An 18,659-nucleotide genomic window follows, 5' to 3' on the forward strand; every position below is an offset into this window, starting at 1 on the left:
TGTCAGAAAAAAAGGCGAGGCCTGAGCCTCGCCTTTTTCCATCAACCCACCGTCATCTGACGGTCGTCGACATATTTGCGCTGATCCGGCGCAGGCGGGAAATACTGATAAAGCCAGGTTTCACTCAGCGTCTCATCCTTGCTACGCAGGAACAGACGCATCTCCACCGGCTGGGTGGAATCGCTGTTCGGATACCAGTCAAACAGGATGCGGTAACCCTGGAGCGGATCGACATACAGAATCTCAACCTGCTTCACACTACCGGATGAAACGGTAATCACCGGCTCAATGCCTTTCGGCGCAGCGGCCTGCAGATCACCACCAATAAAATCGATGGCGAAGCGGCGGCACCAGGTTTCCGGGAAGTGTTCGCCAGGCGCCCAGCCTTCCGGGAAACCACCGATACCGGTACGGGTGGCATCCACGCGCGCCAGACCGCTGCGGACCGGCGGCAGACCACTCCAGTAAAGCTTGTAGGAGAAGTTCAGCTCGCTGCCCGCTTTGACCGGTTCAGCCGGTTGCCAGAAGCAGACCACGTTATCCAGCGTTTCGCCGGTGGTCGGGATCTCCATCAGGTTAATTGCGCCTTTGCCCCACTTGCCGACCGGCTCAACCCACAGGCTCGGACGTTTGTCATACCAGCCAATCACATCCTGATAATCTTTGAAGTCATGATTCAACTGCAGCAGGCCAAAGCCACGCGGATTCTCATCTTCATAGGCGTTGAACTGCAGACGCTGCGGGTTATTCAGCGGGCGGGCAATCCATTCGCCTTTACCGGTCCACATTGCCAGACGATCGGAGTCATGGATTTGCGGATGGTAGGTGTTGCACATGCGGCGCTCATTGGTGCCGCAGCTGAACATGCTGGTCATTGGCGAGATGCCGATCTGACGGATCTCTTTCCGCGCGAACAGGTGGTTCTCCACCTCCATCACCACGCGTTTCTCTTCGCAGTGGATGATGAACTTATAGGCACCGGTGACGCTGGCACCATCCAGCAGGGCGTAACAGGTAAAGGTTGTGTCTTCCGCTTTTGGCGTTTCAAACCAGAAGGCGGTGAAATCCGGAAACTCTTCCTGACCATTGCTGAAGGTGTTGATTGCGACGCCACGCGCCGAGAGGCCATACTGGTACGTATCGTCAACCGCACGGAAGTAGCTTGCGCCCAGGAACGAGACGATATCGCGACGGGCCAGTTCCGGTTTTTTAAAGGCGCGGAAACCGGCGAAGCCGAGGTCAGTTTTGCCTTCCAGCTGCTTCGTATCCACCTTCGCGTTGTTGTAGTTGAACAGCTCGGGGCGGAAGTGAATTTCGCGCGCCTGGCGGCTCTCGCCATCAACAGAGAACATGCGGATGCGCCGCTTAAAGCCCATACCAACATGGAAGAACTGCACGTCAAGCTGACGATCGGGCAGGTTGTTCCAGAGTGAGTGGTTGGCGTCATACTGAATTTCGTTGTACGCCTGCGGGGTCAGTGTGGCCAGCGTCTCCGGCAGCGCGCCTGGTGCACCGCCCCAGGGTTTCTTCGCCAGCGCAGCCGCGTTTTTCTTCAATACGTCGAAATCGAAGCGTACGGCGGTTCCGTCAGCAATGCCATCTTCTGCCCATGCGGATTGCGCAAACAGCGTTGACAGGCCGGTCATGCCGCTGACGGCAGAGAAGGCCATTGACGCTTTCATAAACATTCTTCGATTCATGCCAGAGATCATTCCTTAGCTGTTCGAGGGTGTCGTGACTGTTGTGCCAGATGCACTTTCATGGCCCGATAATCACAGGCAACAGAGGGGTACGACAGTAGGGTTACTGGAAAATTCACTCACGACAAAATTTATCAGATTAATCAAAGAAGCGAAGCGAAATTCGGCGGTTGCCGCTGCGTTTTCCACTTCTTTGCGCAGCGAAACGGCGTACCGCCTGCACTGAGGAAGATTAACGAATGAAAAATCAGGTGATTCCTGGAGCAGGAAATCAGCAGAGCGTCAGATTATGTCTATAGTTAATGGACTGCTTTGCAATTCACACGGAGGAAATGATGGTAAATCAGACAAATCAATTCGAATCGGGCCTCGATGACGATATTGCGTTACTGACCGAAACCCTGGAAGAAGTGCTTAAGGCATCAGGCGATCCGGCCGATCAGAAGTACATTGAGCTTAAAAGCAAAGCCGAACAGGCGCTGAACGACGTGAAATCCCGTGTCAGCCAGGCGTCCGATAGCTACTACTATCGCGCTAAACAGGCGGCGTACCGTGCAGATGATTACGTGCACGAAAAACCGTGGCAGGGTGTCGGTATCGGCGCAACCGCCGGTCTGGTACTCGGTCTGCTGCTGGCGCGTCGTTAATCGCGACTCGCTGTCTGAGTTTTAGCAGACATCAGCAGTAAAAAAGCGGCGGGGAAATCCCGCCGTTTTTATTGGTTTTTTTACGCGCATGACACACCCACCTCCCTTTAATCCTGCTTCGCCCCCGCTATCTTTATGTGCAACGTGCTGCCCCAGGCGCAACGGTCACGATCACGGGTGAAGCCGATTGTGTTTCGCGTGTGGACTTCCTACAGTTAAGCAAACGTGAAAAGGAGAACCGGACGTGATTAGAGTAGAGATGCTGTCAACCGGGGATGAGGTGCTGCATGGCCAAATCGTCGATACCAACGCAGCCTGGCTGGCGGACATACTGTTCCAGCAGGGCTTACCGATGACCAGCCGCACCACGGTAGGGGATTCACTGGCGTCGCTCATCGCCACGCTGCAGGCGCGCAGTCATGAAGCCGATGTGCTGATCGTCAATGGCGGGCTGGGGCCAACCAGTGACGATCTGAGTGCGCTGGCTGCGGCCCGCGCCTGTGGGGTTGAACTGGCGATGCAGCAGGACTGGCTGGAACAGATGGAAGCCTGGTTCGCCAGCCGCGGACGGGTAATGGCGGCCAGCAATCGCAAGCAGGCTGAAATCCCGGCCAATGCGGAGCTGATTGATAATCCGGTCGGAACCGCCTGTGGCTTTGCCCTGCAACTCAATCGCTGCTGGATGTTCTTCACGCCTGGCGTGCCGTCTGAATTTAAAGTGATGGTTGAGCAGCAGATCATCCCCCGCCTTAAAGCAAAATTCTCGCCGCCCGAGCCGCCGATTTGTCTTCGACTGACCACCTTTGGTCGCGGTGAAAGCGATATTGCCGCGGAACTGGAGCCGCTGGCGTTGCCGGAAGGCGTGGTGATGGGGTATCGCTCATCGATGCCGATTATCGAGATCAAACTCACCGGTCCGGCCAGCCAGCGGGTGGCGATGGAGCAGGTGTGGCAGCAGGTGCGTCTGCTGCTGGCAGAGTGCACCCTCTTTGAAGGCACGGAAGGATTACCGGCGTTGCTGGCACGTGAGCTGGAGCAGCGCGGTGAGCAACTGGCGGTCAGTGAGCAATACACCGCCGGGCTGCTTTACTGGCAACTGGCCGCCGCCAGCGTGCCGTTGCGTGGTGCTGACATCCTGCCAGCCCGACAGGAGACGCTGGAGCAGCAGATGACGCGCACCCGCGATCTGGCCGCGCAGCAGCAGGCAGCGCTGGCGCTCTCTGTTGGCAGCCTTGATCAGGAAGAGATTTCGATAGCGCTGCATACACCGGATGCCAGTTTTGGTCAGCGCGTGAAGTTCAGCACCGGTCGCCATAATCTGGAGACGCGGCAGAAGGTGGTGGCGATGATGGCGATGAACATGCTGCGTCGCTGGTTACACGGCAGCGAAGTGAGCACCGGTTACGGCTGGATTGATGTGGTTGAAACTGTCAGACAGTAATATCAGTGAAAATAAAACGGGCGCCTGAGGCGCCCGATTTGTATGTGACTGAGAATTACCCCAGGGGCACTCTCACAGCAATAAATAAGCTCAAAGCGCGGGGAACACGGGCAGAGGAGGAAAGCGTCCCGCGCCATGGACGGCGCGGGCCGAGCTGTCAGGGATGACGCTTTTTGCGTCTTTCCGATCTGACCGTGTTCCCTAAGCGGACTCGATCCCACAGCAAATCAAGCCAGACTTGCTCCGCCTCAGTTATAACTCAAGCTCAATCTCGCCTTTGGCTTTGCAGCAGCAGGGCAGGATCTCATCCTGCTGCACAAAGGCCAGCGGCCGCTGTGGATAATGCACTTCGCCTTTCAGCAGCCGCATCCGGCAGGAGCCGCAGTAACCTTCGCGGCACTGAAACTCCACGCAGAGATTATTAGCTTCCAGAAGGGACAGCAGATTGGGGTGATCTTCTGCGCACTCCAGCCGGGCGCCGGAACTGCGCAGAATAACAACGTCGCGGCTCATGATTAAAGCTGGAAGTCGTCGAAGTCGTTAGCGCCTACTTCAGAATCGATCTGACCTACCAGATAGGAGCTCACTTCTACTTCCTGTGGCGCAACCTGCACGTTGTCAGACACCAGCCAGGAGTTGATCCATGGAATCGGGTTAGAGCGAGTCTGGAAGGGCAGATCAAGGCCAACTGCCTGCATACGGATATTGGTGATGTACTCAATGTACTGGCAGAGAATGTCTTTGTTCAGGCCGATCATTGAACCGCCGCTGAACAGATATTCCGCCCACTCTTTCTCCTGCAGTGCCGCCTTCTTAAACAGCTCAAAGCACTCTTCACGGCACTCTGCCGCAATCTCTTTCATCTCCGGATCGTCTTCACCGCTGCGCAGCAGGTTCAGCATGTGCTGAGTGCCGGTCAGGTGCAGCGCTTCATCGCGGGCGATCAGCTTAATGATTTTAGCGTTACCTTCCATCAGTTCACGCTCCGCGAACGCGAATGAACAGGCGAAGCTGACATAGAAGCGGATCGCTTCAAGCGCATTGACGCTCATCAGACAGATATAGAGCTGCTTCTTCAGGGCACGCAGGCTGACGACAACCTCTTTATCGTTGACCTTATGAGTGCCTTCGCCCAGCTGATGCCAGTAGTTGGTCATCTCAATCAGATCGTCGTAATAGCGTGAAATATCCTGGGCACGCGCCAGAATCTGCTCATTGGTGACGATATCGTCAAACACCACCGCAGGATCGTTAACGATATTACGGATGATATGGGTGTAAGAACGGGAGTGAATCGTCTCGGAGAACGCCCAGGTTTCAATCCAGGTTTCCAGCTCAGGAATCGAGATCAGCGGCAGCAGGGCGACGTTCGGGCTACGACCCTGAATTGAATCCAGCAGCGTCTGATACTTCAGGTTGCTGATGAAGATATGCTTTTCGTGATCCGGCAGCGCCTGATAGTCGATACGGTCGCGGGAGACATCAACCTCTTCCGGACGCCAGAAGAAGGAGAGCTGCTTTTCGATCAGCTTTTCAAAAATGTCATATTTTTGCTGGTCGAAGCGCGCCACGTTTACGGACTGACCGAAAAACATCGGCTCTTTCAGCTGATCATTTTTGTTCTGTGAGAAAGTGGAGTAAGCCATAAAAGTTGTCCAAAAGTAGACGAAGCCAGGCCTCGTGAAATGAATGAGGCGGGAGAATCTCCCGCCTGACCATTAGATTTTACAGGCGCCGCTCTCGCAGCCATCATCCTGGATAGAAGGTGCCAGGTCATCCTGCGCATCTTCCGCACCGTCACGGGTGTTCTGATAGTAGAGCGTTTTCACGCCGAACTTGTACGCCGTCAGCAGATCTTTCAGCAGCTGTTTCATCGGCACTTTACCGTTGGCAAAGCGTGACGGATCGTAGTTGGTGTTAGACGAAATCGCCTGGTCGATGAATTTCTGCATCAGACCCACCAGTTGCAGGTAGCCGTCGTTGTTCGGCATTTCCCACAGCAGTTCGTACTGATCTTTCAGACGCTCATACTCCGGCACCACCTGACGCAGGATGCCATCTTTCGATGCTTTGATGCTGATGTGGCCGCGTGGTGGCTCAATGCCGTTGGTGGCGTTGGAGATCTGCGACGAGGTCTCAGACGGCATCAGCGCAGACAGCGTCGAGTTACGCAGGCCGTGCGTTTTAATCTCTTCACGCAGGCTCTCCCAGTCGAGATGCAGCGGTTCGTTGCTGATCGCGTCCAGGTCTTTCTTGTAGGTGTCGATGGGCAGAATGCCCTGCGCATAGGTGGTTTCATTGAACCACGGGCAGGCACCTTGCTCTTTCGCCAGCTCGTTTGAGGCTTTCAGCAGGTAATACTGAATCGCTTCAAAGGTTTTATGGGTCAGGCCGTTGGCGCTGCCATCGGAGTAGCGCACACCATGCTTCGCCAGATAGTAGGCGTAGTTGATCACGCCGATACCCAGGGTACGACGACCCATTGCGCCACGCTGTGCTGCCGGAATCGGGTAATCCTGATAATCGAGCAGGGCATCAAGCGCACGCACCGCCAGGGTAGCCAGCTCTTCCAGATCGCCGAGGCTTTCGATGGCGCCGAGGTTGAACGCAGAGAGCGTACACAGGGCGATCTCACCGTTTTCGTCGTTAACATCTTCCAGCGGTTTGGTCGGCAGGGCGATTTCCAGGCAGAGGTTAGACTGGCGAACCGGCGCGATGCGCGGATCAAACGGGCTGTGAGTGTTGCAGTGATCGACGTTCTGAATGTAGATACGGCCAGTAGAAGCACGTTCCTGCATCATCAGTGAGAAGAGATCGACCGCTTTAACACGCTGCTGGCGGATGCTCTTATCCTGCTCGTATTTGGTGTAGAGGCGCTCAAACTCATCCTGATCGGCGAAGAATGCGTCATACAGGCCAGGCACGTCAGACGGACTGAACAGGGTGATATCTTCGCCTTTCAGCAGGCGCTGATACATCAGCTTGTTGAGCTGTACGCCGTAGTCCATGTGACGCACGCGGTTACCTTCAACACCACGGTTGTTCTTCAGTACCAGCAGGCTTTCGATTTCCAGATGCCACATCGGGTAGAACAGCGTCGCTGCACCGCCGCGCACGCCGCCCTGAGAACAGGACTTCACCGCCGTCTGGAAATGCTTGTAGAACGGGATACAGCCAGTGTGGAACGCTTCCCCGCCGCGAATCGGGCTGCCCAGCGCACGGATACGGCCGGCATTGATGCCGATACCGGCACGCTGAGAGACATATTTCACAATCGCGCTAGAGGTGGCGTTGATGGAGTCCAGGCTGTCGCCGCACTCGATCAGCACACAGGAGCTGAACTGACGCGTTGGCGTACGCACGCCCGACATGATTGGCGTCGGCAGCGAGATTTTGAACGTCGAGATCGCATCATAGAAACGCTTGATGTAATCCATGCGCGTGTCGCGCGGGTAGCCAGAGAACAGGCAGGCCGCGACCAGAATGTAGAGGAACTGCGCGCTCTCGTAGATTTCACCCGAGACGCGGTTCTGCACCAGATATTTGCCTTCCAGCTGCTTCACAGCGGCGTAGGAGAAGTTCATGTCACGCCAGTGGTCGAGGAACTCGTCCATCTGTGCGAACTCTTCCTGGCTGTAATCTTCCAGCAGGTGGCGATCATATTTGCCCATGTCGACCATCTTAACGACCTGGTCATAAAGCTTCGGCGGCTCAAACTGACCGTACGCTTTTTTGCGCAGGTGGAAGATCGCCAGGCGGGCAGCCAGGTACTGATAGTCAGGGGCATCGCGAGAGATGAGGTCTGCTGCGGCCTTGATGATGGTTTCATGAATGTCAGAAGTTCTGATTCCATCATAGAACTGAATATGGGAGCGCAGTTCAACCTGTGAAACTGAGACGTTGTTCAGCCCTTCAGCTGCCCAGTCCAGCACACGGTGAATTTTGTCGAGATCAATGCGCTCCTGGCGGCCATCGCGTTTAGTAACGAGCAGACTCTGGTTCATGTCGCGTATTTACCTTTGCGTGAGTATCCAAAAATTAAAAGAAATCCCGGTTTATACACAGCCTATTCATTGTGAATAATGTGTGGATAAACACTACATCTAGGGGGTGATGTGAAAAGTCATAACTACATGGGGGCATATTTTAGTATTTTACGGCCGCTTAACAAGAGCAAAAAATGATGGCTGGAGGGGTTGTAATTCTTGCGAAATTTCTTAGCCCACGCCTTGTAAGGCCTGGCATCATGTCAACCGGATCACACTTTTTTTTCTTATTATGATCGGGCGCGTGTTTCTTATTCAATCCGCAGGTTTCAGGAAAAAAAGAAGGGCCAAAGGGGGGAAAGCCGCTAGCGGGAGCCGCAACATTGAACGGGCTGACGTAACCCACTGGCAGATATCACAATGCCTGGGAAGCCGTCTCTGTTGTGACCCATCTGGCAGAGAGCGTCTCCGGAAAAGAACGAGCCCGCCCTGAATCAGGCGGGCTGTTTGTTCAGACGGCGCGGTGGGTATGCACCATATAATTCACGTCCGTACCGGGGGCCAGTTTGAAGCGATTAGTCAGCGGATTGTAGTGCAGGCCGATGATGTTACGTTCACGCAGCGTCGTTTCATCGACCCAGCCCAGCAGTTCGGAAGGACGGATAAACTTCTTCACGTCATGGGTGCCGCGCGGCAGCATACGGAGCACATATTCCGCGCCAAAGATCGCCAGCAGCCAGGCTTTGGGATTGCGGTTCAGCGTAGAGAAAAAGACTTCGCCGCCGGGTTTAACCAGTTTCGCACAGGCGTGAATCACCGAGCGGGGATCCGGCACATGCTCCAGCATCTCCATGCAGGTCACCACATCATATTTCCCGGCGTTCTGCTCAGCATGCTCTTCAACGGTCTGCTGCACGTAGTCCAGCGTTACGCCGCTCTCCAGGGCATGCAGGCGCGCCACGGCCAGCGGTTCCGCACCCATATCCAGGCCGGTCACGACGGCGCCTTCACGCGCCATGCTTTCGGATAAAATGCCGCCGCCGCATCCGACGTCGAGCACGGTTTTACCGAACAGGCCATTGCTGTGCTGCGCGATGTAGCCCAGGCGCAACGGGTTGATACGGTGCAACGGTTTAAATTCACCCTCCAGATCCCACCAGCGCGAGGCAACGGCCTCAAACTTGGCAATTTCCTGCGCATCGACGTTATGCTGATGATTCTGCGGTTGTGCATTCATTGAATCGTAACTCCTGACAAAATGTGCCCACAGTATAAACGCTTAACCGCAGTTGGCACACCTTTCAGGGGCAATGAAAAGCGGGGGAAATCGGTGGTTAACGTTCACCAGAGCATTGCAGTGTGATATACTTTCGCACCTTTAAAATCCGGGATTAAGTAGAGGGATAGCGGCTCCATGAGCGACCTTGCGAGAGAAATTACACCGGTCAATATCGAAGAAGAATTAAAGAATTCTTACCTCGGTTACGCCATGTCGGTCATCGTTGGCCGAGCTTTACCCGATGTGCGTGATGGCCTGAAGCCGGTTCACCGTCGCGTTCTTTTTGCGATGAGCGTACTGGGTAACGACTGGAACAAACCCTATAAAAAATCTGCCCGCGTCGTCGGTGACGTTATCGGTAAATATCACCCGCATGGTGATTCCGCCGTTTACGACACCATCGTACGTATGGCCCAGCCTTTCTCCCTGCGTTACATGCTGGTGGACGGACAAGGCAACTTCGGTTCCATCGACGGCGACTCCGCCGCGGCGATGCGTTACACCGAAATTCGCATGTCGAAAATCGCCCACGACCTGTTAGCTGACCTGGAAAAAGAGACCGTCGATTTCGTCCCGAACTACGACGGCACTGAGCAGATCCCTGAAGTTCTGCCGACCAAAATCCCTAACCTGCTGGTGAACGGTTCATCCGGTATCGCCGTGGGTATGGCAACCAACATTCCACCGCACAACCTGCGTGAAGTGATTAACGGCTGCCTGGCGTACATTGAAAATGAAGACATCAGCATTGAAGAGCTGATGGAGCACATTCCGGGGCCAGATTTCCCGACCGCTGCCATTATCAATGGTCGCCGTGGTATTGAAGAAGCGTACCGCACCGGACGCGGTAAGATTTATATTCGTGCGCGTGGCGAAGTGGAAGCCGATGCTAAAACGGGCCGCGAAACCATCATTATTCATGAGCTGCCGTATCAGGTTAACAAAGCACGCCTGATTGAGAAGATTGCGGAGCTGGTGAAAGAGAAGCGTGTCGAAGGCATCAGCGCACTGCGCGATGAGTCTGATAAAGACGGCATGCGTATCGTGATTGAGATTAAGCGTGATGCAGTCGGCGAAGTGGTTCTGAATAATCTCTATTCACTGACCCAGCTGCAGACCTCGTTTGGTATCAACATGGTGGCGCTGCATCAGGGCCAGCCAAAGATTATGGCACTGAAGGAGATTCTGGACGCCTTCGTTCGCCATCGTCGTGAAGTCGTTACGCGTCGTACCATTTTCGAACTGCGTAAAGCCCGTGACCGTGCGCATATCCTGGAAGGTCTGGCGATTGCGCTGGCGAATATCGATCCAATTATCGAGCTGATTCGTCGTGCACCTAACCCGGCTGAAGCGAAAGCGGGTCTGATTGCTCAGGCGTGGGATCTGGGTAACGTGTCAGCGATGCTGGAACGTGCAGGCGATGACGCCGCCCGTCCGGAGTGGCTGGATCCGCAGTACGGCATCCGTGATGGTCAGTACTATCTGACCGAGCAGCAGGCTCAGGCGATCCTGGATCTGCGTCTGCAGAAACTGACCGGCCTTGAGCACGAGAAGCTGCTGGATGAGTACAAAGCGCTGCTGGAGCAGATCGCTGAGTTGCTGCACATTCTGTCGAGCGCCGATCGTCTGATGGAAGTGATTCGCGAAGAGCTGGAGCTGATGCGTGATCAGTTCGGCGATGAGCGTCGCACAGAGATTACGGCCAACACCGCAGATATTAATATCGAAGACCTGATTAATCAGGAAGATGTTGTGGTGACCTTGTCGCATCAGGGCTATGTGAAGTATCAGCCGCTGACCGACTATGAAGCGCAGCGTCGTGGTGGTAAAGGCAAGTCAGCCGCACGTATCAAAGAAGAGGACTTCATTGATCGTCTGCTGGTGGCGAACACCCATGACACGATTCTTTGCTTCTCAAGCCGTGGCCGTCTCTACTGGATGAAGGTTTATCAGCTGCCGGAAGCAAGCCGTGGCGCGCGTGGACGTCCAATCGTCAACCTGCTGCCGCTGGAAGCCAACGAGCGTATTACGGCGATTCTGCCGGTACGTGAGTATACCGAAGGCTTCAATATCTTTATGGCGACCGCTCTGGGAACCGTGAAGAAGACTGCGCTGAAAGAGTTCAGCCGTCCACGCAGCGCCGGCATTATTGCCGTGAATCTGCGTGACGACGATGAGCTGATCGGTGTGGCGCTGACCAACGGTAACGATGAAGCCATGCTGTTCTCAGCGGCCGGTAAAGTGGTGCGCTTTGCAGAAACCGCAGTCCGTGCGATGGGTCGTACCGCCTCTGGCGTACGCGGCATCAGGCTGGCTGAAGGCGATCGCGTTGTCTCTCTGATTGTGCCGCGTGAAGAGGGTGCAATTATGACTGTGACGCAGAATGGCTACGGTAAGCGTACTGCCAACAGCGAATACCCGACCAAGTCGCGTGCGACGCAGGGTGTTATTTCAATCAAAGTGACCGAGCGTAATGGTCCGGTGATTGGCGCAGTTCAGGTTGTTGATGGCGATCAGATTATGATGATCACCGATGCCGGTACGCTGGTGCGTACACGCGTGTCAGAAGTGAGCGTCGTGGGTCGTAATACCCAGGGTGTGATTCTGATTCGTACCGCAGAGGATGAGAACGTAGTCGGACTGCAGCGTGTTGCTGAGCCGGTTGAAGAAGAAGAGCTGGATTCAATCGACGGTAGCGTGGCGGAAGGCGAGGATGATATCGCGCCGGAAGCCGAGATCGACGATGAAGAGATTGCACCGGAAGCGGATGCAGAAGACGAAGGCGACGCGGCTGAAGACGAAGAGTAATTTGTCTGAGGTAAGCTGAGGTTCGTTGCAGAAACGGCAGGTCAGGGGAAACCCGGCCTGCCGTTTTTTTTGTGCCTGCGGACAGGGGCTGGATAAAAGCGGCTGTGAGTCGGGAGCCGCCGAAAGACCCGCTATGCCCGATCGCAAAGGATTCCCGCATCCCTGCGGATCGGCCACGCCATCGCAGGCCAGACGCTTTGCTTTTAGGGCATTGCAGGTCTTTCTTGTTGGGATTACTGCGTTGCTTTAAGTGGGGCAGGGTCGGGGTGGCTGGGGAACAGGAGTGGGTGGCTGTGAGTCGGGAGCCGCCGAAAGACCCGCTATGCCCGATCGCAAAGGATTCCCGCATCCCTGCGGATCGGCCACGCCATCCCTGGCGTGGACGCTTTGCTCTTCGGGCTTAGCGGGTCTTTCTTGTTGGGATGGTGGAATTGCTTTGAGTAAATGCAGATGCCGCTTTCACTATCCTAAAAGATTCCCAAACCTTCCGCTAAGCCTGCGGCTGGCTGGCTTTTTTCGCCCGATAAAGCTAGTGTATGGGCATTAAAAATCGATGATGCGACTAACCTTGCCAACTGCGAGTTACCTTTGAAATATCCTGTCTCTTTCCGCACTACGCTTCGCATCTCGCGCTATCTTTTCCGCGCGCTGGCGCTGCTAATCTGGACGCTGGGCGCTGTTCTGACGGCGTTTTACATCATCAGCGTGCTGCATAACAAAGAGACGCAGGTCCGGCAGGAGTTCGCCAGTAACTACGGCACCATTCAGTGGTATGTGCGCCATTCGGCGGACATGATGCGTGAGCTGAAATATATCACCGAGAACCGCTTAACCAACGCCAGCAGTGGTCTGGATGTGCTGACCGGCATGATGCCGGGCAAAGCCACCCAGCCGCAGTTTACGCCGCTGTTCTCAGATGGCGACTGCACCTCAATGAGCAATACCTGGCGCAACTCACTCGATTCACTCAGCTACTACATCAATTACTGGAAAAGTAACTTCGCCTCATCGTATGAACTCAATCGGGTGTTCTTTATCGGTGGCGAGAGTCAGTGTCTGGCCGATTTTACGATTGGCAGCAACAATGCGGATCGGGACCGCAGCCTGAAATCGCTGCGTGAGAATGTGCTGCGCTATCGCAATAGCAGCGAAGAAGAGCGCCGTAATCCGATGTACTGGATCAACAGCAGTGCTCAGCCCGGTGTCGGAACCTTCTACATGGTGGTGCCGGTTTACGTCGCCAATAAGTTACAGGCACTGCTGGGTGTTGAGCAGAATATCCGTCTGGATGAGTTTATCCAGCCGGGCAGCCTGCCAATTATCGCCTCTATTACCGATGAAAATTATCGTCCACTGCTGAACTCACGGCGCGGCGGGCTGGGCTTCTCGCTTGATAATCTGCCGGATGATAAAACCTGGTTCGGTTATCTGAATGGTTATCGTCAGCTGGTCCTGAAAAAACCATTGCCGCCTTCCGATCTTAACGTGGTGTGGTCGATACCCACCGACGTAATGGTGGATCAGCTCAAGCTGATGATCATTAATGCGCTGCTGCTGAATATTTTCACTGCGGTGATCCTGTTTACGCTCGCCTGGGTGTTTGAGCGGCGGATGTTCCTGCCCGCAGAAGAGAATGCGCACCGGCTGGAAGAGCATGAGCAGTTTAACCGTAAGATTGTCGCCTCTGCGCCGGTCGGGATCTGTATTTTACGCACCAGCGACGGCACCAATATTCTGAGTAACGAGCTGGCGCACAACTATCTGACGTTGCTGACGCAGGAAGATCGCCTGCGGTTGAATGAGATTATCGGCGGCCAGCAGGTCAACTTCGTCGATGTGCTGACCGGCAGCAATACCAACCTGCAAATCAGTTTTGTGCATTCGCGCTATCGTAATGAAAACGTGGCGATCTGCGTGCTGGTCGATGTCTCGGCACGTGTGCGGATGGAGCAGTCTCTGCAGGAGATGGCCCACGCGGCAGAGCAGGCGAGCCAGTCGAAATCGATGTTCCTTGCCACCGTCAGTCACGAACTGCGCACGCCGCTGTATGGCATTATCGGTAACCTCGATCTGCTGCAGACCAAAGAGCTGCCCAGCGGTATCGACTCGCTGGTGACGGCGATGAACAACTCCTCCAGCCTGCTGCTGAAGATCATCAGCGATATTCTCGACTTCTCCAAAATCGAGTCCGAGCAGCTGAAAATTGAGCCGCGTCCGTTCGCCCCACGTGAAATCGTCACGCACATCGTCGGCAACTATCTGTCGCTGGTGGTGAAGAAGCGCCTGACGCTCTACTGCTTTATCGAACATGACGTTCCGCAGGTGCTGGACGGCGATCCGCTGCGCCTGCAGCAGGTGATCTCTAACCTGCTGAACAACGCGATTAAGTTCACACACACCGGCTGCATTATCCTCCACGCCTATGTGGCTGAGGGCTATCTGGCCTTCCGCGTCCGTGATACCGGCGTCGGTATTCCGGCCAAAGAGCTGCCGCGACTGTTTGATCCCTTCTTCCAGGTGGGAAATGGCGTGCAGCGTAATTTCCAGGGCACCGGGCTGGGACTGGCGATTTGTGAAAAGCTGATCAATATGATGGACGGGGATATTGAGGTCGACTCAGAGCCGGGCATGGGCAGCCAGTTCATTGTGCGAATCCCGATCTACAAAGGACAGAAGCCGTCACTGATGCTGCTGGAGGATTTACAGGAGACGAAAATCTGGCTGGCAATGCGCAACGACTATCTTGCCGCGTTTATTACCCGTCAGATGGAGCAGCAGGGCATTCAGGTCGCGGAGTATAACGGCAAGCCAGGGCAAGACGATGTGGTGATGACCGATTACGACGTGGAGATTGATGCACCGTTGCGCGCACTGATCACGTTTGATGGATCGCATGTGGATATGCCGCGTGAACGTCAGCCGGGGCGCTGGATCCATTCGACCGCCACGCTGCATGAAGTGCCGGCACTGCTGGCGCGCATCTATCGCATCGCGCTGGGCAACGACGCGGCGGATGCGCTGTTACTGGCGGCACCGGTTGAGGAGAAAGTGCATAACGACGACATCATGGTGCTGATTGTCGATGACCATCCGATTAACCGTATGCTGCTGTCGGAACAGCTCGGCACGCTGGGCTATCAGGTGAAAACCGCGCAGGATGGTGTTGATGCGCTGAATGTCCTGAGCCGCAATGAGATCGATATCGTACTGACCGACGTGAACATGCCGAACATGGATGGCTATCGCCTGACGCAGCGTTTACGTCAGCTGGGCCATCTCTTCCCGGTGGTGGGCGTGACGGCGAATGCGCTGGCGGAAGAGAAACAGCGTTGTATGGATGCGGGAATGGATAACTGTCTGTCGAAACCGGTGACGCTGGATGTACTGAAAGTGACGCTGGCAATCTATGCAGATCGGGTGCGTAAAACGCGGACAGGATAAGGCAGAGGAGAGGCGGTGCAGGGTGCACCGCCTTTAAGTCACTTAGTCTCTTTCGACCTGACTCTGGCTGACAGAGGAGAGGTAGTTCAGCAGCGCGATATCGTTATCCACGCCCAGTTTCATCATCGCTGATTTCTTCTGGCTACTGATGGTTTTGATACTGCGGTTCAGTTTCTTGGCGATTTCGGTGACCAGGAAACCTTCTGCGAACAGACGCAGCACTTCGCTCTCTTTCGGTGACAGGCGCTTGTCGCCATAACCACCCGCGCTGATCTTCTCCAGCAGCTTCGCAACGCTTTCCGGCGTATATTTCTTGCCTTTCTGCAGTGCAGCCAGTGCTTTTGGCAGATCGGTAGGCGCGCCCTGTTTCAGGACGATCCCTTCGATATCGAGATCAAGCACCGAACTCAGAATCGCCGGGTTATTGTTCATGGTCAGAACAATAATCGAAAGATCCGGATAGTGGCGTTTAATATATTTAATCAGCGTAATACCATCGCCATACTTCTCACCTGGCATAGAGAGGTCGGTGATCAGGACGTTGGCGTCAAGCTTGGACAGATTGTTGATCAGTGCTGTTGAGTCTTCGAACTCACCTACAACGTTGACCCATTCAATTTGCTCCAGAGACTTTCGGATACCGAAAAGGACAATTGGATGGTCATCGGCAATAATTACGTTTAAGTTATTCATCTTATTGGTTACCTTGCTGCAGCAGTTGATTGACGTAAGCGTCAATATCACTGGTGGTATTTGTAATGTTTGAATCGTCACACGCTTTAATGTGGTGTTCTAACTCTTCACAAAGCTGTTTGCCGGGAGTCAGATTGAGCATGGCAAACACGCCCTTTAGGCGATGCGCTGTCTGAGCAAGCGAGGCGTAGTCCTTTTCCGCCGACTCAGTATACAGTCTCTTCACATCAACCGGTACTGTCTCCGTAAACAGCTGGAAATAGCCGCCGCTCATCAATGGCGTGGCCGCGTCGTCTTCCATGTCGTTATCCATCACATCATGCGACAGTTGTTTCTCAATCAGGGCCAGCAATGCATCGAGCATCGCATTACTGAGATTGAAATTGACCCGATACTGCTGGTCGTTCAGTGCATGATGACCCAGTTCATCTTCCGCCAGCAGCAGTGCCCAGCCGCTAAGCTTCGATGGATCGTCGGTCACCATGACATCGTGATCCTGTCCGGAGATACGCTCATCAGGCGTCAGACAACGCGCTCCCCAGTTCTCCAGATGGCGGCAGACGATTTTATGCACGTCCTCCACGGTGATCTCCACCAGCGCGGTCACACCATCCAGAATTTTTTCCTCTTCTTCTTCGCGCTTCTCTTCCAGCACCAGCGGCAGCTGCATGTTGTAGCGCGTACCGATATCGGCTTTTGCCACGATATCGAGACTGCCACCCATCTGCTTGCAGAGCTGCTTACACAGGAAGAACGCCATACCGGAAGCCTGTCCATAGCGATCCTGACTGGTATCGCCCAGGAACGGGAAGTCCACATTCGCCAGTTCATCCACCGTCAAACCGGCACCGGTATCCACCAGTTCGATGATCACTCTATCGGCCTGCTTTTCGGCAGCCTTAACTTCCAGGGTGATTTTGCCCCAGCGGGTCGTGGTCAGGGCGTAGTGCATCAGCGTGGTCAGCACTTTACGCAGAGCGCGACGGTCGCCAAAGCGTGTCTCGTCATTCGCCAGATGATTATTCACCACCAGCGACAGCCCTTTGCGGCGCATCAGCGGCAGACTTTCCAGCGCGATTTCATCCAGCAGTTCCTGCAGGTTAAAGACCGTCGCATCGGGTGACCAGTCATGCGCTTCAAGGCGGTTCAGCAGCACGATATCATCCACCAGTCGGGCCAGGCCCTGACTCTCATCGAGCAGGTCCAGCACGGTTTCATCGGCATCACGCTGGCTGAGCTGCACCAGCTGCGTCACCATTTTCTCCAGGGGCTGATTCAGCGCATGGCCCAGATTATGCAGCAGTTGCTGGCGCATCTGATGGTTGCGATCCAGCACCTGTTGCGCTTTCTGCAGTTTTTTATTCACCAGCAGCTCGCGATCCTGGTCACGCATCATAAACAGCTGGGTATGCGGTGACAGCACGCTGCGGGCGTGGCGAATCTCATACACTTCGTTATTGATGGTGGCCTGCAGCACGCCCTGATGCTGGTCGGACATATTAATGATCTTCTGCAGATTGAGGTGAGGCAAAAGATGTTCAGCAATCTTATTGCTCAGCAGGGTGCGGTTGCTGGCAAAGTCATACACCAGCAGGCCGACCGGCAGGCTGGCGACAATCTCTTCATTCAGAACCCGAAGGGAGTCGAGTTCAGCGCTCTGATTCTCGCTGGGACGCAGTGACTGCTGGCGCAGCAGCACGATACCCGCCAGCGACAGCAGGAACAGCAGCAGGTTGATCAGCAGCGGCCAGAGCAAGTTGTGCAGGGTATCGATAATCAGGCGGGTAATCGGCACCTGATAGACCAGCTGCAGCGAGGTACTGGGCAGGGTGGCCGCAATCTCAATATTGGGATTAACCAGTGAAACACGGGTGTTTTCCACTTCCTGCTGTTCACTGCTGCTGGCCGGCATCGAGCTATCCTGTCGCAGCTGGAAGTTTTCCAGCGGCATGTTCTGCGGAACGAGATCGTTAACCGGCAGATCAAAGGCGACGACCGTGGCCAGATGGCCTGGCTGGTTAAAGGTGGTGCGCAGCGTGAAATAGTGATCGTTCTGGAAGGCGAGGTGGCGCAGCGGCGAGAAACTCTCGCGCTCATCCAGCGCATTGGCCTGCTGCAGCATCTCAGCGCGACGGCCATCCACCATGGAACTGATGGCGCTCTCTTTGTAGCGTGTCGCCATATCTTTCAGCGGCAGGGTCGAGATCATGATCAGGCTGTTGTCCTGACCATTTAAAAAGTACATCGACCAGGTCGGATTTTCCGCGCCCCACAGCGTGTCGAGATAGTTCGACATCCGCATGGTCATGTCCAGCGTGCTGCTGTCATGGGAGCCGAAAATCAGCGCTTCGGTTTTACGGCGGGTTTTTTCCAGATAATAGACGTCAGGACGCAACCGCGTTTCCTGCAGGTTACTGCCAGGCGTCGCACCGGCGGCACTGGTCGAAAGGTTTTCATAGATTTGCCAGGTGGCAAAGCGATAGGCGTCGATGCGCTTCTGCACGTCGCGCGCCAGATCGTCCATGGCATAGCGTTTCCCGGTCAGCCAGGCGTTGACCGAGTTATGCACCATAAAGCCCAGCGCCAGCAGGAGCACCAGATTGAAAACCACAAAAAAGCGGGTGACATTGCCGGAGGTCAGTGGAAACTTATACAACATAGCGT

Annotated in this window: 11 protein-coding genes; 4 read left to right on the forward strand and 7 right to left on the reverse strand. The window is 54.9% G+C overall.

The window, feature by feature from the left end:
- Nucleotides 1-41 precede the first annotated feature (41 nt).
- On the reverse strand, nt 42-1,700 hold the full coding sequence (locus tag PU624_RS10015) for a glucan biosynthesis protein D (protein ID WP_283547486.1): 1,659 nt from the start codon (nt 1,698-1,700) through the stop codon (nt 42-44).
- Nucleotides 1,701-2,035: 335 nt separating this feature from the next.
- Between PU624_RS10015 and elaB the strand changes: the two genes are divergently transcribed.
- Together elaB and PU624_RS10025 are read left to right on the forward strand one after the other, a co-directional pair.
- Entirely contained in the window at nt 2,036-2,347 is a 312-nt protein-coding gene (elaB, locus tag PU624_RS10020) for a stress response protein ElaB (protein ID WP_003854223.1), read from the forward strand.
- Between the two features lie 244 nt (nt 2,348-2,591).
- On the forward strand, nt 2,592-3,788 hold the full coding sequence (locus PU624_RS10025; RefSeq protein ID WP_283547487.1) for a nicotinamide mononucleotide deamidase-related protein YfaY: 1,197 nt from the start codon (nt 2,592-2,594) through the stop codon (nt 3,786-3,788).
- 252 nt (nt 3,789-4,040) lie between these two features.
- Here the strand turns inward: PU624_RS10025 and yfaE are convergent, their stop codons facing one another.
- The 4 genes from yfaE to ubiG all read right to left on the reverse strand — a co-directional run bounded on the left by yfaE (nt 4,041) and on the right by ubiG (nt 9,011).
- Nucleotides 4,041-4,301 carry a class I ribonucleotide reductase maintenance protein YfaE gene (gene yfaE / locus PU624_RS10030; protein WP_003854219.1) on the reverse strand — a complete coding sequence of 87 codons (261 nt, stop codon included), beginning with the start codon at nt 4,299-4,301 and terminating at the stop codon, nt 4,041-4,043.
- Nucleotides 4,302-4,303: 2 nt separating this feature from the next.
- A complete protein-coding gene (gene nrdB / locus PU624_RS10035; RefSeq protein ID WP_283547488.1) occupies nt 4,304-5,434 on the reverse strand; it encodes a class Ia ribonucleoside-diphosphate reductase subunit beta in 1,131 nt (376 codons plus the stop codon).
- Between the two features lie 72 nt (nt 5,435-5,506).
- Complete coding sequence (gene nrdA, locus PU624_RS10040; protein ID WP_283547489.1) at nt 5,507-7,792, reverse strand: class 1a ribonucleoside-diphosphate reductase subunit alpha; 2,286 nt, start codon at nt 7,790-7,792, stop codon at nt 5,507-5,509.
- A gap of 493 nt (nt 7,793-8,285) precedes the next feature.
- Nucleotides 8,286-9,011, reverse strand: coding sequence for a bifunctional 2-polyprenyl-6-hydroxyphenol methylase/3-demethylubiquinol 3-O-methyltransferase UbiG (gene ubiG, locus PU624_RS10045; RefSeq protein WP_090959232.1), 726 nt, complete (start codon nt 9,009-9,011; stop codon nt 8,286-8,288).
- 177 nt (nt 9,012-9,188) lie between these two features.
- On the opposite strand from ubiG, the gene gyrA reads away from it, so the two are divergent.
- Together gyrA and rcsC are read left to right on the forward strand one after the other, a co-directional pair.
- Nucleotides 9,189-11,861, forward strand: a complete 2,673-nt coding sequence (gene gyrA, locus PU624_RS10050) for a DNA topoisomerase (ATP-hydrolyzing) subunit A (protein ID WP_283547490.1) — start codon at nt 9,189-9,191, stop codon at nt 11,859-11,861.
- 588 nt (nt 11,862-12,449) lie between these two features.
- Nucleotides 12,450-15,302 carry a two-component system sensor histidine kinase RcsC gene (gene rcsC / locus PU624_RS10055; RefSeq protein ID WP_283547491.1) on the forward strand — a complete coding sequence of 951 codons (2,853 nt, stop codon included), beginning with the start codon at nt 12,450-12,452 and terminating at the stop codon, nt 15,300-15,302.
- 42 nt (nt 15,303-15,344) lie between these two features.
- On the opposite strand, the gene rcsB is transcribed toward rcsC, so the two are convergent.
- Nucleotides 15,345-15,995 (reverse strand): response regulator transcription factor RcsB, encoded by a 651-nt coding sequence (rcsB, locus tag PU624_RS10060; RefSeq protein ID WP_003854204.1) that lies wholly within the window; start codon nt 15,993-15,995, stop codon nt 15,345-15,347.
- A gap of 1 nt (nt 15,996) precedes the next feature.
- Nucleotides 15,997-18,654 carry a phosphotransferase RcsD gene (gene rcsD / locus PU624_RS10065; RefSeq protein WP_283547492.1) on the reverse strand — a complete coding sequence of 886 codons (2,658 nt, stop codon included), beginning with the start codon at nt 18,652-18,654 and terminating at the stop codon, nt 15,997-15,999.
- Nucleotides 18,655-18,659 lie beyond the last annotated feature (5 nt).

The organism is Pantoea sp. Lij88 (assembly GCF_030062155.1).
Taxonomy (GTDB): Bacteria; Pseudomonadota; Gammaproteobacteria; order Enterobacterales; family Enterobacteriaceae; genus Pantoea.